This is a genomic window from Streptomyces sp. NPDC002309 (assembly GCF_053593375.1).
This window is the reverse complement of record NZ_JBSFCI010000010.1, coordinates 61,333-76,416: the sequence shown is the minus strand read 5'-3', so window position 1 is coordinate 76,416 and position 15,084 is coordinate 61,333. Positions and strand designations below refer to the sequence as shown.

11 protein-coding genes and 1 pseudogene are annotated in these 15,084 nt (G+C 74.0%); 6 read left to right on the top strand and 6 right to left on the bottom strand.

Going from position 1 to position 15,084, the window contains the following annotated elements:
- Nucleotides 1-169 precede the first annotated feature (169 nt).
- Entirely contained in the window at nucleotides 170-2,335 is a 2,166-nt protein-coding gene (gene cyc2, locus ACWCPM_RS11305) for a germacradienol/geosmin synthase Cyc2 (RefSeq protein ID WP_450975890.1), read from the top strand.
- On the opposite strand, the gene ACWCPM_RS11300 is transcribed toward cyc2, so the two are convergent.
- Together ACWCPM_RS11300 and ACWCPM_RS11295 are read right to left on the bottom strand one after the other, a co-directional pair.
- Nucleotides 2,328-3,422 carry a hypothetical protein gene (locus tag ACWCPM_RS11300; protein ID WP_450975889.1) on the bottom strand — a complete coding sequence of 365 codons (1,095 nt, stop codon included), beginning with the start codon at nucleotides 3,420-3,422 and terminating at the stop codon, nucleotides 2,328-2,330. The two genes, cyc2 and ACWCPM_RS11300, sit on opposite strands and share 8 nt — an antisense overlap.
- Nucleotides 3,419-3,868: a hypothetical protein gene (locus tag ACWCPM_RS11295; protein WP_450975888.1), complete on the bottom strand. Its 450-nt coding sequence runs from the start codon at nucleotides 3,866-3,868 to the stop codon at nucleotides 3,419-3,421. Before ACWCPM_RS11295 ends, ACWCPM_RS11300 begins: the two co-directional genes overlap by 4 nt.
- A gap of 89 nt (nucleotides 3,869-3,957) precedes the next feature.
- On the opposite strand from ACWCPM_RS11295, the gene ACWCPM_RS11290 reads away from it, so the two are divergent.
- Nucleotides 3,958-4,542 (top strand): PDZ domain-containing protein, encoded by a 585-nt coding sequence (locus tag ACWCPM_RS11290; protein WP_450975887.1) that lies wholly within the window; start codon nucleotides 3,958-3,960, stop codon nucleotides 4,540-4,542.
- On the opposite strand, the pseudogene ACWCPM_RS11285 reads toward ACWCPM_RS11290, so the two are convergent.
- Nucleotides 4,535-4,684 (bottom strand): annotated as a pseudogene (locus ACWCPM_RS11285) (phosphodiesterase); the annotation flags it as partial. The gene ACWCPM_RS11290 and the pseudogene ACWCPM_RS11285 overlap by 8 nt on opposite strands.
- Nucleotides 4,685-4,951: 267 nt before the next feature.
- Here ACWCPM_RS11285 and ACWCPM_RS11280 point away from each other — a divergent pair.
- Together ACWCPM_RS11280 and ACWCPM_RS11275 are read left to right on the top strand one after the other, a co-directional pair.
- Nucleotides 4,952-6,079: an aminopeptidase P family protein gene (locus ACWCPM_RS11280; RefSeq protein WP_450975886.1), complete on the top strand. Its 1,128-nt coding sequence runs from the start codon at nucleotides 4,952-4,954 to the stop codon at nucleotides 6,077-6,079.
- 47 nt (nucleotides 6,080-6,126) lie between these two features.
- Nucleotides 6,127-7,065 carry an aminoglycoside phosphotransferase family protein gene (locus ACWCPM_RS11275; RefSeq protein WP_450975885.1) on the top strand — a complete coding sequence of 313 codons (939 nt, stop codon included), beginning with the start codon at nucleotides 6,127-6,129 and terminating at the stop codon, nucleotides 7,063-7,065.
- Nucleotides 7,066-7,117: 52 nt separating this feature from the next.
- On the opposite strand, the gene treZ is transcribed toward ACWCPM_RS11275, so the two are convergent.
- Entirely contained in the window at nucleotides 7,118-8,863 is a 1,746-nt protein-coding gene (treZ, locus tag ACWCPM_RS11270) for a malto-oligosyltrehalose trehalohydrolase (RefSeq protein WP_450975884.1), read from the bottom strand.
- 173 nt (nucleotides 8,864-9,036) lie between these two features.
- Here treZ and ACWCPM_RS11265 point away from each other — a divergent pair, with 173 nt between their 5' ends.
- Nucleotides 9,037-9,588, top strand: coding sequence for an FHA domain-containing protein (locus ACWCPM_RS11265; RefSeq protein WP_450975883.1), 552 nt, complete (start codon nucleotides 9,037-9,039; stop codon nucleotides 9,586-9,588).
- A 114-nt stretch (nucleotides 9,589-9,702) separates the two neighbouring features.
- The gene (locus ACWCPM_RS11260) at nucleotides 9,703-11,106 is read left to right on the top strand and encodes a M14 family zinc carboxypeptidase (protein WP_450975882.1); all 1,404 of its coding nucleotides are present in this window, start codon (nucleotides 9,703-9,705) and stop codon (nucleotides 11,104-11,106) included.
- 9 nt (nucleotides 11,107-11,115) lie between these two features.
- Here the strand turns inward: ACWCPM_RS11260 and ACWCPM_RS11255 are convergent, their stop codons facing one another.
- Together ACWCPM_RS11255 and treY are read right to left on the bottom strand one after the other, a co-directional pair.
- On the bottom strand, nucleotides 11,116-12,369 hold the full coding sequence (locus ACWCPM_RS11255) for a M14 family zinc carboxypeptidase (RefSeq protein WP_450975881.1): 1,254 nt from the start codon (nucleotides 12,367-12,369) through the stop codon (nucleotides 11,116-11,118).
- Between the two features lie 329 nt (nucleotides 12,370-12,698).
- Nucleotides 12,699-15,050, bottom strand: coding sequence for a malto-oligosyltrehalose synthase (gene treY, locus ACWCPM_RS11250; protein WP_450975880.1), 2,352 nt, complete (start codon nucleotides 15,048-15,050; stop codon nucleotides 12,699-12,701).
- Between the last annotated feature and the right edge of the window lie 34 nt (nucleotides 15,051-15,084).

Genomic DNA, 15,084 nt, shown 5'->3' with positions numbered 1-15,084 from the left:
CGGTCGATCGCGCAGCCCATCGGGTGCCCGACGGCGGACAGGCGCGCGAGCGCGCACGGGAACGTCGAAGTCCGCCGGGATTTCCGGGTTTCGGCCTCGATTCACGCGATGGTGTGATCAGATCCCCGCTCGTGGATGCCCTCGGGGGGCCGCGGGTAGGGCCCCGGCCATGACGCAGCAGCCGTTCGAACTCCCGCACTTCTACATGCCGTATCCCGCGCGGCGGAACCCCCATCTGGACGAGGCTCGTGCGCATTCGACCGTGTGGGCGCGCGAGATGGGCATGCTGGAGGGGTCCGGGATCTGGGAGCAGTCCGACCTCGACGCCCATGACTACGGCCTGCTCTGCGCCTACACCCACCCCGACTGCGACGCCGAGGCGCTCTCGCTCGTCACCGACTGGTACGTGTGGGTGTTCTTCTTCGACGACCACTTCCTGGAGACGTTCAAGCGCAGCCAGGACCGCGCCGGCGGCAAGGCCTATCTCGACCGGCTGCCGCTGTTCATGCCGCTGGACCTGTCGACGCCCGTACCGGAGCCGGAGAACCCGGTCGAGGCCGGCCTCGCCGACCTGTGGGCGCGTACGGTGCCGTCGATGTCCCTGGACTGGCGTCACCGGTTCGCCGTCGCCACCGAGCATCTGCTGAACGAGTCCCTGTGGGAGCTGTCCAACATCAACGAGGGGCGGATCGCCAACCCCGTCGAGTACATCGAGATGCGCCGCAAGGTGGGCGGCGCGCCCTGGTCCGCCGGGCTCGTCGAGTACGCGGCCGCCGAGGTGCCCGCTTCCGTGGCCGGTTCCCGGCCGCTCAGGGTGCTGATGGAGACGTTCTCCGACGCCGTCCATCTGCGCAACGACCTGTTCTCCTACCAGCGCGAGGTGGAGGACGAGGGCGAGCTCAGCAACGGCGTGCTCGTCCTGGAGACCTTCTTCGGCTCCACCACGCAGGAGGCCGCCGAGGCCGTCAACGACATCCTGACCTCCAGGCTGCACCAGTTCGAGCACACCGCGCTCACCGAGGTCCCCGCGCTGGCCCTGGAGAAGGGCCTCGCCCCGGACGCGCTCGCCGCGATCGCCGCCTACACCAAGGGCCTCCAGGACTGGCAGTCCGGCGGCCACGAGTGGCACATGCGCTCCAGCCGCTACATGAACGAGAACGCCACGGCCACCACCCCGTGGAGCGGTGGCCCCACCGGGATCGGCACCTCGGGCACCGACATCCGCACGCTGCTCGCCGCGGCGGGTGCCGAGCGGATGCGCGCGTACACGCACGTGCCGTTCCAGAAGGTGGGGCCGTCCCGGATCCCCGACATCCACATGCCGTTCCCGCTGCGCCTCAACCCCGACCTGGACGGCGCCCGCGACCGCCTGCTGCCCTGGGCCCGGAGCGTCGGCATTCTCAACGAAGGCGTCTGGGACGAGGACAAACTCGCCGCGAGCGACCTGGCGTTGTGCTCGGCGGGCATCGACCCGGACGGCACACCGGAGGCCCTCGACCTCAACGCGTGCTGGCTGGCCTGGGGCACCTACGGAGACGACTACTACCCGCTCGTCTTCGGGCACCGCCGCGATCTCGCCGCCGCCAGACTCTGCACGGAACGCCTCTCGGCCTGCATGCCTCTCGACGGCCCGGTGCCGATCGTCCCGGCGAACGCGATGGAGCTCGGCCTCGTGGACCTGTGGCGGCGCACCACGGCGACCATGGACGAGGAGGCGCGCCGCCGGCTGAAGGCGTCCGTCGACGTGATGACGGAGAGCTGGGTCTGGGAGGTGGCGAACCGGGTCCAGCACCGCGTCCCCGATCCCGTCGACTACCTGGAGATGCGGCGCGCCACCTTCGGCTCGGACCTGACCATCAACCTGTGCCGGATGGGCCACGGCCCGCACGTCCCGCCGGAGGTCTACCGCAGCGGACCCGTCCGCTCGCTGGAGAACGCCGCCATCGACTACGCCTGCCTCCTCAACGACGTCTTCTCCTACCAGAAGGAGATCGAGTACGAGGGCGAGATCCACAACGCGGTCCTCGTGGTGCAGAACTTCTTCGGAGCCGACTACCCGACCGCCCTCACCATCGTGAACGACCTGATGACCCAGCGCATGCGGCAGTTCGAGCATGTGGCGGCGACCGAACTGCCCTTCGTGTACGACGACTTCGCGCTGTCCGCCGAGGACCGCGAGAGCATGGGCGACTATGTGGCCGCGCTGCGGAACTGGATGGCGGGCATCCTGAACTGGCACAGGGGTGTCGCCCGCTATCGGGCGGAGTGGCTGGAGGGACGGTCCCACGGCTTCCTGCCGGACCGCACCCCGTCCCCGCCCGTCACCGTCAGCTGATCCCGCGCGGACCGTCCAGTTGCGCGGCCGTGTCCTCGGCGAGCTCCCGGACGCCCCTCGCGGCGTTCTCCGAGAGCTCGCCGAGTATCGCGTCGCCGGCCGCGAGGACCGAGCGGGCCTCCTCCGGGTGGTCGGCCTCGTCCAGCGCGCGGGCGAGGGCGTAGTGCTCCTCGGCGACGAGACGGCCGAGGTTCACCTGCCGCCAGTGGCGCAGGGTGTCGTCGCCTGGGGCACCCAGGGTGGTCCGCAGGGTCGCCAAGGTACCTGCCGCCGCCTGCGGTTGCCCCGCCTCACGCTCCAGCCGCGCCTGGGTGCGCCGCGCCGAGACACGGTCCCGTGCTGTGTCCTGGAGCGCGGCGTACAGCCGCTGGGCGCGCAGCGCCTGGGGCAGGTCGCCCAGCCGCTCGAACGCGGTGGCGAGGGCATGCAGCGGGGCCGTGTTCAGCGCGGCGGGGTCGTCCGGCCGGCGCAGGGCGCCCTGGTCCATGACGACGCGGTCCAGCTCGCGGATCAGCGCGGCCCTCGCGAGTTCCGTCATGCCCTGGTCCATGGCCAGGTCCGTCCAGGTGCCAGCCGGTTCGTCGGCGGGGTCGGTGCCGAACAGGGCGTCGTCCAGCTCCTGTGCCCAGCGGCGCAGCTCGGCAGTGCCGGCCTCCCGCCCGGGCAGGTCGCCCAGCCCGCAGGCCGTGTCGAGATCCGTCTCCCGGACCTCGTGCAGCAGGGGAAGGTCCCCGGTGTCCCCGTGCAGCCCCACCAGTACGGCGGCCAGTCGTAGTTCGTCCGTCATCGACCCGCTCGCCTCGTGCCGCAGCAAGGGCCGCAGCAGGGCGAGATCGTCGTCCGTGCGGTCGAACTGCGCGGCACGCAGGACGAGTCGGCGCCGTACGGCGTCCTCGGCGAGCGCGTCCCCGACCGCGCGGTCGCCGGACCGCAGCCGCGCGAGGTCGGCGCGGCCGCGCGCGAGGACCGGCTCCCACAGGGGCGGCCGGGGGTGAGCGTCGAACAGGGCATAGGCGCCGAGGTCGTCGGCGCCGAGCAGCAGGTACCCGGGCTCGGTGCGCAGCAGCGCGGTGTGCAGCCGGGTCACGAGTTCGAGTTGGGGGAGCGGTCGGGGAAGCCGAGGGCCGCGCGCAGCTCGGTCCGCTCCTTGTCGATGCCGTAGCACTCGCGGAGTTCGTCCTCGATCTCCGTGACGTGCTCCAGGACCGCCTCCTCGCCGTCGTCCGGGGACAAGCTCAGGCAGCCCCTCCAGCCCGGCAGGCCGAACAGCGTGTCCAGCGCCTCGTCCACGGTCGCGCCGATGATCCCGGCCGAGCCCTCGGAATCGGCGTACAGCATCGAGCCGTCCGCGCACGCGAAGTAGGTACCGCCGGTGTCGTCACCCGCCACGACCTTGATCGCGGCGCCCGACGCGAGGCGGACCGGCTCGCCGTGGCCGTGCGCCGCCCGGCCCAGCTCGAAGCCGAACGGGAACGCGGCGAGGGCGGCCAGGTGAGGGTGCTCGCGGAGCAGGCGCAGTGCGTGGTCGGTCATGGCGCAGAACGTAACAGGGCCCACCGACTCACTCTTTCGAGGCTCGTGGTGCGCCGGTGCGCGGGGTAGTGAACCGGCGGAGGCGAACCATGGAACAGGCCGCGCTGCGTCCCAAGCCGATCCCCGGACAGGAGTCCGGCGGCACCGGCACCGATCCCGCCCGTCGCCCGCGTGCCGCGCGGCGCCGCGGCCGACGGCTCACGACCCTGCTCGCGGGGATGCTCGTCGCCACGGCGCTGGTGCTGTCCGGCATCGGACTGGGCACGGTGGCCGCGACGGTGATCGGTATGAGCAAGCTCGCAGAGGTCCGGAGCCGGCCCGGACCCTCGGCACCGGAGCCGGGTCGCCCGACCGCCCCGCCCGGTCCGGGAGCCCCCGGGCCCTCGGCCCCCGGGCCGGTCCCCGAGGCGGACATGGTCATGGGTGTCGAGGTCACCGACGCGGAGAAGTCCGGCGCTCTCGTGGTGGGCGTGCACGTCCCGGGCCCCGGCTACACGGCGGGCCTGGTGCGGGGCGACGTGCTGCTCACCTTCGACGGCAAGCCCGTCGAGTCCGCGGCGGACCTCGTCCGGGCGGTCGACGAGGCGCGTCCGGGAGCGGCCGTACTTGTGACGGTGCGTCACGAGAGCGGTGGCTACCAGCAGTTGTCGGTGGCGCCCGGCGTCCTCACGTGACCACGCGGAAGTGGCTGGTGAGCCGTCCCTCGTCGTCCAGCACATGGAAGGCGGGCCCGACCGGCGCCTCCCGGTCGGCGGCCCCCTCGCCCTCCCAGGGCAGCCGCAGCGTCCAGGTCACGCCGGGGTCGACGGTCGGCGGTCACCAGGAGCGCGTCCACAGGTGGTCGCGCACCTGCTCGGCCCGCTCCACCGCCAGCGCGCTCCCGTCCAGGTGCAGATCGCTGATGTGCGCGAGCGTGAGTAAGCGGGGGCTCCCGGGGGCGCTGCTTAATGACTTATCAGCATCTAAGCATTACAACCGGTGCTCGGGCCAGTTCTCCGGCGAACCGCGCCTATTGGCTCGCGTCGCCCTCTCCGGGCGGGCAGGATGCTGCCCGTGGTTCCCCACCGGCTCGAGGAGACTGGGTTGACCGGCAGTACGGCCGCGCCCTTCACGGCAGACGACTACCGGGCCCGGATGCGGCGCGCCGTGCGGGCGGCATCCGACGCCGGGCTCGCGGGGCTGCTGGTCGCGCCCGGCCCGGACATGGTGTGGCTCACCGGCTACGCGCCCCCCGCCGCCACCGAACGGCTCACCTTGCTGGTCCTCGCCCCGGACCGGGAGCCCGTCCTCGTCGTCCCCACGCTGGAGGCCCCCGACGCCGCGCGCGCCGCCGGAGCCGCCGCCCTGACGCTGCGCGACTGGACCGACGGCAAGGACCCCTACGCCCTCACCGCCGGCCTGCTCGGCGCCCGCGGACGCCTCGGCGTCAGTGACAACGCCTGGGCGATGCATCTGCTCGGCCTGCAGAAGACGCTGCCCGGCACGTCGTACGCCTCCCTGACGGAGGCGCTGCCGATGCTGCGCGCCGTCAAGGACGCGGCGGAACTGGAACTCCTGGCCGCCGCGGCGGCCGCGGCGGACGCGACGTTCGAGGAGATCCTGAACGTCCCCTTCGGCGGTCGCCGGGAGTCCGACGTGGCCGCCGACCTCGCCGCGCTGCTGCGCCGGTTCGGGCACTCCCAGGTCGACTTCACCATCGTCGCCTCCGGCCCGAACGGGGCCGATCCGCACCACGAGGCCGGCGACCGGGTCATCGGGCGCGGCGACATGGTCGTCCTCGACTTCGGCGGACTCAGGGACGGCTACGGCTCCGACACCTCCCGTACGGTCCACGTGGGCGAGCCCAGCGACGAGGAGCGCGCGGTGCACGACCTCGTGCGCGAGGCCCAGGAGGCGGGCTTTTGGGCGGTGCGGCCGGGCGCGTCGTGCCAGGACGTCGACCGGGCCGCCCGCGCGGTCATCGCCGGCGCCGGGTACGGCGAGTACTTCATCCACCGCACCGGGCACGGCATCGGCGTCACCACCCACGAACCGCCGTACATGATCGAGGGCGAGGAACAGCCCCTGGTCCCCGGCATGTGCTTCTCCGTGGAGCCGGGGATCTACCTGCCGGGCCGGTTCGGAGTGCGCATCGAGGACATCGTGACCGTGACCGAGGACGGCGGCCGTCGCCTCAACGACACGCCCCGGGAGATGCTGATAGTGCGCTGACCCGCCCCAGGAGCCCCTGTACGCACGCGAGCGACGACGGTCCCACCATGACCCAGGCACCCACACCCACCGAGGACACCGTCCGCGGACTGGTCCGTTCCCTCCTCGAGGAAGGCGCGGGGGACCTCGACGTCCGACCGGTCTCCGGGAGCGGCGGCCACACCACGTGGTGGGTCGGCACCCGCCACGTGCTGCGCCTCGCACCCGACCGCGACGCGGCCGTGCGCAGGCGCCGCGAACTGCGGCTGCGCGACCTCGTCCGCCCGCACCTCCCCGTCGCCGTGCCGGCCAGCGTGGCCAGCGGCGAGTGGGCGCCCGGCCTCGCCTACACGCTGGACGCCAAGGTGCCCGGCGGCTCCACGCCAGGGCACGACGTCTCCGCCCTCGGCGAGGCCGACCTCGCGGGAGTCCTCACGGGTCTGCGCGAGGTGCCCCCGCGGCAGGCGGAGGCCCTCGGTGTGCCGCACGCCGAACCGCGCTCACTGGAGCGACTGCGCGCCGCCGCCGCCGAGGCCGCCGAACGGCTCGCCGTGGCCGACGAGTTCGACGCCGCCCGCCTGCACCAGTTCACTTTGCCCGCGACGGCGCAGCTCGCCGCGCAGGGCGGGAACGCGGTGCTCGTCCACCACGGTCTCACCGGCGCGCACCTGGTGGTCAGTGCCGACGGCCGGGTCCGCGGCGTCCTGGGCTGGGCCGACGCGGTCCTCGGCGACCCCGCCGAGGACATCGCCGCCCTCGCCCTCGCCGTCGGCGCCCCCGCCGCCGTCCGCGCCGCCACCCTCGCCGGTTACGGTGCCCGCCCCTGCCTGCGCGGCCTGTGGCTGGCCCGTTGCGACAGCCTCGTCGACCTGGCCGGCCGGCTCGCCGGTGGGGGTGAGTCGTCCCTGCCCGAGCTGAGGGCGCGGCTCGCGCACGCCTGGGAGGCGATCCTCCTGGAACGCGTGACGGAGCTCCGGCAGGACGACGACCCGGACGACGCCCTGTAGCGCTCCGGAGGCGGGCGGCGCGGGCCCCCGGCGCGTGTCCCTCGCCGCGGCCCTACGGTTGCGCCACCACCACGCAGCACTCCCCGGGGAGCCGGAGCACCCCTTGCTCGTCCGGCGGCGTGACCGGCTCCCAGGCGGCGAGGACCACGGCCGGGCGGGTGCCCAGAGGGATGTCCACGGGCGTCCTCGCCAGGTTCACGGCCACACAGACGTCCCCGCGCCGGAAGGCGAGCCAGCGTGCCTCCTCGTCGTGGGCCACCTTGATGTCCGCCAGGTCCGGGTCCGTGAGGTCCGGCTGTTCCCGGCGCAGCGCGATGAGCCGGCGGTACCAGGCCAGTACGCGCGCGTGGTGCCCGCCGCCCGGCTCGCTCCAGTCGAGGCAGGAACGGTCCCGGGTCGCGGGGTCCTGCGGGTCGGGCACGTCCTCCTCGGCCCAGCCGTGCGCCGCGAACTCCCGCCGCCTGCCCTGCCGTACCGCCTCCGCGAGCCCGGGGTCGGTGTGGTCGGTGAAGAACTGCCAGGGAGTACCGGCCGCCCACTCCTCGCCCATGAACAGCATCGGCGTGCACGGGCCGGTCAGTACCAGCGTGGCGGCGCAGGCCAGCAGGCCGGGGGAGAGGCCGGCGGAAAGACGGTCGCCCTGGGCGCGGTTGCCCACCTGGTCGTGGGTCTGGCTGTACCCGAGGAGCCGGTGCGCGGCGATCCGCGTACGGTCCAGCGGCCTTCCGTGCCGCCGGCCCCGGAAGCTGGAGTACGTGCCGTCGTGGAAGAAGCCGCCGGTCAGGGTCTTGGCGAGCGCCCCGACAGGGGCCCTCGCGAAGTCCGCGTAGTAGCCCTGCGACTCGCCCGTCAGCGCCGTGTGCAGGGCGTGATGGAAGTCGTCGTTCCACTGCGCCTGAAGCCCCAGCCCGCCCGCCTCGCGACCGGTCACGAGCCGGGGGTCGTTCCGGTCGGACTCGGCGATCAGGAACAGCGGCCGGCCCACGTCCGCGGCGAGGGTGTCCACCGCGGCCGACAGCTCCTCCAGGAAGTGCGCCGCGCGGGTGTCCACCAGCGCGTGCACGGCGTCCAGCCGCAACCCGTCGAGCCGGTAGTCCCGCAGCCAGGCCAGCGCGCTGCCGATCAGGAACGCCCGCACCTCGTCCGAGCCGGGCGCGTCCAGGTTGACCGCCGTGCCCCAGGGGGTGTGGTGCCGGTCGGTGAAGTACGGACCGAACTCGGGCAGGTAGTTGCCGGACGGCCCCAGGTGGTTGTGGACGACGTCCAGGACCACGCCGAGACCGAGTTCATGGGCCCGGTCCACGAAGCGTCTCAGCGCGGCGGGCCCGCCGTACGGCTCGTGCACCGCCCAGAGCGAGACCCCCTCGTAACCCCAGCCGTGGCGTCCGGGAAACGGGCACACCGGCATCAACTCGACATGTGTCACGCCCAGTTCGGCGAGATGCCCGAGCCGCTCCGCCGCGGCGTCCAGCGTGCCCTCGCGCGTGTACGTGCCCACGTGCAGCTCGTACAGGACCGCGCCCGGCAGCGGGCGGCCGGACCAGTCGCCACGCCATGCGTGGAGCCCGTGGTCCACCACCGCGCTCAGCCCGTCCGGGCCGTCCGGCTGCCGCCGCGAGCGCGGATCGGGCCGCACCGGGCCGTCGTCCACGGCGAAGCCGTAGCGCGTCCCGTCACGCGCCTCCGCGTCGGTCGTCCACCACCCCGCTCGCTCCGGGTCCTGCTCCATCGCGCGCGTGGCCGCGTCGCAATGGAGCGTCACACGGCCGGCCTGCGGTGCCCACACCTCGAACTGCACGGACGGTTCCCCTTCGTCTGCTCACCGTGACGTAGCTCGACCATCGTGCTTCACACGAGATCAATCCGCTTGTGCTTACCTCCTTTTACGCCGGGTGTCGTCCGGTACGCGCGTGTGGCGGCCGTTTCCCCGATTTCTGGACACCCGGGGTTCACTGCCCGACAATCACCCGTGTGACGTCGTCCTTCGAGTTCTCGACCTACCCCGCGCGGCTGTCCGACGCGGAGCGCGACAAAGCGCTGAAGGTGCTGCGTGACGGCGTCGCCATGGGACGCCTCTCGCACGACACGTTCGTCCGGCGGATGGAACTGGCGCTCGCCGCCCGCCGGTCCGACGAGCTGGCCGTGCTCACCGCCGACCTGCGCTCCGAGGGCCGTCTCGCGCGCCTGGTGTTCGGCACGGTCGAGGCCGCGTCGGGCTTCACCGAGCGGCTGCGCAGGGCCTGGCGGGCCGAGCGGCTGCCCAAGCTGCTGCTGCCCCACCCGTCGGCCGGTCATCCCCTGCGCATAGGCCGCGACCCCGCCAACGGGCTCCGGCTCAACCACGAGACGGTCTCCCGGGTACACGCCGAACTCAGCCGCCAGGGCGGGATGTGGGTCCTGCGCGACCTCGGCTCGACCAACGGGACGACCGTGAACGGCCGCCGTGTCACGGGCGCGACCGTGGTCCGCGAGGGCGACCAGGTCGGCTTCGGGCAGGCGGCGTTCCGCCTCGCGGCCGGCTGAGCCCGGCGGAGCGGCCGGCCGAACGCCCCGGGACCGCTCCTCGCCCGGTCGTTCCCGGCCCCGAATCGCCCTGACGATCGCGGTGTTGACGTACACCTGAACTCGTGACTGACTGTGCGTACACCACGCACATCAGGTGAACCGACGGCACCACGGAGGTGCGCCCTGCCGCCACTCCTCCGCTATCCGACCGTCGACGAGCTGGGTGCGCGAGCCGCCGCCCTCGTCGCCCGCCACCCCCGCGCCGCACGGCTGCGCCGCGTCGGTGCCTCGCGCGCGGGCACGCCCCTGTGGCTGCTGTCCGTCGGCCACGGCAGCCGGCACGTCCTGGCCGTCGCCGGACCGCACGCCAATGAACCCGTCGGCGGTGCCACCGTGCTGCTGCTGGCCGAGCGTGCCCTGGCCGACCCGCGCCTGACCGAGGGCGCCGACACGACCTGGAACCTGCTGCTGTGCCTCGACCCCGACGGCCTGCGGCACAACGAGGGCTGGCTGACGGGCCCCTACAGCCTCGACCGCTACTTCCGGCGGTTCTTCCGCCCCGGTTTCCTCGAACAACCCGAGTGGCTGCCCGAGGGCGCGGCCGGCGCCGCACTCCCGGAGACGCGTGCCCTGCTCGCCCTCCAGGACGAACTGAAACCTTTCTTCCAGTGCTCCCTGCACGGCGTCGACGTCGGCGGCGGCTTCGTCGAACTCACCCGTGACCTGCCCGGACTCCCCCAAGCCGTGGCGCGGGAGTCGGCCCGCCTGGGCATCCCGCGCGAACTCGGCGCGTACGACGCCCTGTACTGGCCGGTGCTCGGTCCCGCCGTCTACCGGATACCGCCGCCCCACCGCGGTGACCTGGTCGCGGCGATCACCGAGGCCGCCGTCGAGTCGACGTGGTACCACCCGCACCGGCACGGCACCGTGACGGCTGTCGTGGAGGCGCCCATGTGGGGCGTGGACGGTGTCGGGGACGGCTCCGCGCACGCCGACGCGGAGGCGGCGCTGCGGGCGCTCAGCCGCGCACTGCGCCACGACACCCGGCTGCTGCGCGGCATCCTGGCGCGCGTCCGACCGCATACGGCCACCGCCCCGGACGCGAGCCGGCTGCTGGCGCCGGTCGAGGACTACCTGCTGGTGTGCCCGGGGCTCGCCGACGACTGGGACCCCGACCTCCGCGACCGGCCGCGCCGCACCCTGCCGCCGCTGACCACCGCCCACCTGACCGCCCTGCGCGTCTCCGCACGGCGGCTCGTGCTGCGCACGGCGGGGCTGCTGCACCAGCTCGTCACCGGTGCGGGGCGCGATCCGGCCGGGGTGCTCCCGGAGCTGGACGCGCTGCTCGACAGGTGGTGCGCCGAGTACCGGGACGGCTGCGGGGCCCGCTGGATCCCCGTCGCGCGGCAGGCCGAGTACCAGGCGCGGGTGATTCTCGCCGCGTTCGACCTGGCCCGGCGGCACGCGCCCCGGGACCTTCCGGCGGGTGCGTCGGACTGGGGCTGCGAACCGGTCGTGCCGATGCACCGGGACTGACGTACACCTTCACGCCGCTCGGTCACGGGCGTGGAGGGCCGCCGCGACGACGGTGCGGGACTGGTGCTCGACCTGGTTCTCCAGGGGCACCCAGCGGGCACGGAAGCGGTCGGCGAAGGTCTCGCTCCAGGAGGCGACGAGGCGTTCGAGGCGCGGGGCCGCCCGGTCGTCGGTCTCCTGGAGGACCCGCAACAGCATCGCCGCCGCCCGCAGGGGCAGGCGGCGGGCGAAGGCGTCGACGCTCCCGACGTAGGCCATCGTGTGCCCGGCGGGCGGCGTGTCCGTCCAGTCGGCGGCCAGCCCGGGCACCAGCTCCAGCGCCCAGCGGGTGGCCCGCAGCAGGGGACCGTCGAGGCCCTCCAGGCGCGGTGACGCGTCCGACAGCACCCGCTCCACCCGGCGCGCGTCCCGGAGCAGCCGGTCCGCCAGGCGCCGCATCGCCGCGGCCGGCGCCGGGTGCGGGGCCGGGTCGTCCACCAGATCGCTCGCCCACATCGGCACCTCCACGACCGCCGTCAGACCGCCGTACCGGTGCACGTGGTACCAGGTGCTGTGGCGGGCGTCGTCCGAGGCCATGCTCGGGTAGGCCGGTCCGGCTCCGGCGGCCGGCATCACATGCACCCCGGGTCCGGCCGCCGGCCAGCCCGCGGCGTCCGAGGCACCCGTCTCCACGGGGATGTGCAGCTCCGCCGCGGACTTGGCGAACGGCTCGGCCAGGCCGGGTATGTCCCCCGTCAACTGCACCCAGCTGCCGCCCAGATCGGTGCCGTGCAGGGTGACCTGGAGGTAGGGCCGCAGCTCGTCGATGACGCCGGTCAGGGCCCGTGTCTCGGGCGGCAGCCGGTCCGGCGGCAGGACGGCCGGCGACCACTCCGGCTGCTCCGGGCCCGCGGGCCGGAAGAATCCGAGGTGGTAGTCGAGCAGGCTGCGGGGCGCCGGAGTGACGTGCAGGCTCGCCCCGTCCGGGTCCGCGCACAGCAGGAAGTGCCAGGAGATGCCCGCCCTCAACTGCCACTCGCGTACGACCCGTCCGGCCACCGAGAGCAGAGTCGAACCCCCCGTCGGTTCGTTCGCGTGGGCGCCCGCGACGACCAGGACGGCGTGCGGGGAGCGCCCCACGGACAGCAGGTGAAGCGGGCGGCCCGCGCGGGAGGCGCCGATCTGCCGCAGGGAACACAGGCCGGGGTGCCGGGCGGCCAACGCCCGGGCGGAGGACACGATTTCGGCCACAGTGGGGTAGCGCGGCTCCGGCAGAGAACTCACCCCCGACTTGTCCGCCCGGCTTCGCCCCCGCAGTACCGCACGCTCCCGTGACAGTGTCAAGCGGGGGGCGAGGAGCCTCGACGGGGCGCCAGGAAGCACGCGAGGCCGCGCGGCAGACACGTGCACGTCGCGGAACGGCGCGCACGCCCCACCCGGCCGGCCACCCCACGGAACTCCCTCGGGACTGCCTCAGACCGACTGCTTCAGACCGACTGCTTCAGACCGTCCAGAACCCTCGGGCACCGACGAGTGCCGCCGCAGCCCCGGCCGCAGCCCCCGCCCCAGCCCCCCGGTCTCAGCTTCACCCGGTCTCAGCCTCACCCTCGCCCTCACCCCACCCGCTCCAGCAGCACCACCGGCAGCGGCCACAGAAGCTCCTCCACGCGCGCGTGCCCGCTGAACTCCCTTTCCGGCGACAGCACATCCACCCACCGCCCCGGCGGCAGCGGCAGCGTCGTGTCCCGCCAGCCGCCCGCCTCGGCCAGCCGCAGCGACAGCCGGGTGACGACCGCGACGACCTCGCCGGAACGGGCGTAGGCCAGGCAGTGGGAGGCCGCCGGGCCCTCGGCCCCCAGCGGAAGGTACGTCGCGGCGTCCCCGAACACCTCGGGCCGGCGCCCCCGCAGCCGCAGCGCGGCCGTGGTCAGCGCCCCCTTGGCGCCGGTGTCCTCGGCCGGCGGGAACGCGGCGGGCCGGCGGTTGTCCGGGTCGACCAGCGCCCGGTACTCGCCCTCCGTGCCCTGGTACAGATCCGGCACCCCCGGCATCGTCAGATGGAGCAGTGCCGTCCCGAGCACGTTGGCCCGGACGGGGGCCTCCAGTTCCGCCCGCAGGGCGGCCACGGGCTCCCCCGGCGGACCGCACGGCCCCGCCGCCACGAACGCCGCCACCGCCTCCTCGTAGGGCGGTTCCGGCTCGGTCCAGCTGGTGTAGAGGCCGGCCTCGCGCACATGCTTCAGCAGCGCCTGTCCGACCCGGTCCGCGTCGGCCGGGCCGAGGCCGAACACCGTCTGCCAGGCCGCCCACGCCAGCTGCGCGTCCGGCACGCCCTCGCCCGTGCGGGTCACCTCCGTCAGCACGTCCGCCCAGCGCCGCGGGCACTCGGTGAGCACGGCCAGCGCCGCCCGCACGTCCGCGCTGCGTTTGGTGTCGTGCGTCGAGACCACCGTCCCGGTCAGCGGCCAGTCGCGCTGCACGCGCGCGCAGTACGCGTGGAAGTCCTCCGGAGCCAGTGCCGGGACCGCCGGGTTCCCGCCGACCTCGGTCGCCGACAGCAGCGGCACGTAGCGGTAGAACGCGGTGTCCTCCACGGACTTCGCCCGCAGCGCCGACGCGGTCTGCGCGAAGCGCGCCCGGAAGGCCCGCTGGTCCGGCGCGTCGCCGTAGCCGCCCAGCACCAGGCCGCGCACCACGTCGACCGCGCCGCCCTCCTCGGCGACGACGAAGGCCGCCCTGGCCTGCTCCGCCGCCTCCTGCGTGACGACGGCCGCCGCCTCCCCGGAGCTGTAGGGCCGGTAGACCTCCATCCGCACCAGCAGCTCCCGCAACGCCGTGTGCAGCGCCCACGGCGCGCGGTCGCGCAGCTCCGGCTCCGGCGAGGCCGCGCACAGGCGGCTCGCCGACCGGGTCAGACGGTCCACCTCGGCGGCCAGCTCGTGCTCCAGCACGCGGTACGCCGCCCGCCGTACCGTCGCCTCCCAGTGCCCGCCGCGGTCCGTCTGCGGGGCGGCGAAGCGCCGGTACTGCCCGAGGAGTTCCCCGGCGCCCGCGGGGTCCGTGAACACGCCGTCGACGTGCCGCAGGGCGTCGTAGCCCGTGGTGCCCGCGACGGGCCAGGAGGCCGGCAGGCATTCCCCGTCGGACAGGATCTTCTCCACGACCGTCCAGCGACCGCCGGTCGCCTCGTGCAGCCGCCGGAGGTAGGCGTCGGGGTCGGCGAGCCCGTCGGGGTGGTCGACGCGCAGCCCGTCGACCACGCCTTCGTGCAGCAGCTGAAGGATCTTGCCGTGTGTCGCCTCGAACACCTCCGGGTCCTCCACGCGCACCCCGATGAGCTCCGAGATGCTGAAGAAGCGCCGGTAGTTGAGCTCGGTACGGGCCAGCCGCCACCACACCGGGCGGTACCACTGGGCGTCCAGGAGCTGCGGCAGCGGCAGGTGCCCGGTGCCCTCGCGCAGCGGGAAGGCGTGGTCGTGGTAGCGCAGGACGTCGCCGTCGACCTTCAGGTGCTCGATCGCCTCGCCGAGCGGCTGCCCGAGCACCGGCACCAGCAACTGGCCGCCCTGCGCCTCCCAGTCGATGTCGAACCAGCGCGCGTACGGTGACGTGGGCCCGCCCCGCAGCACCTCCCACAGCGCGTGGTTGTGGCGCGGCGCCATCGCCATGTGGTTCGGCACGATGTCCAGCACCAGGCCCAGGCCGTGCTCGCGCGCGGTGCGCGCGAGCGCCCGCAGCCCTTCCTCGCCGCCGAGTTCCCCCCGTACGCGCGCGTGGTCCACGACGTCGTAGCCGTGCGACGAGCCCGGCACGGCCTCCAGGACGGGGGACAGATGCAGATGGGAGACGCCGAGCGAGGCCAGATAGGGCACGGCCGCCGCCGCGGCGCCGAACGGGAACTCGGGCTGCAGCTGCAGCCGGTACGTGGCCGTGGGCACCACCGGGTCAGGACGCTCAGGTGTCATAAGTGGCTACGTACCCGCCCCGCCGGGTTTCGTG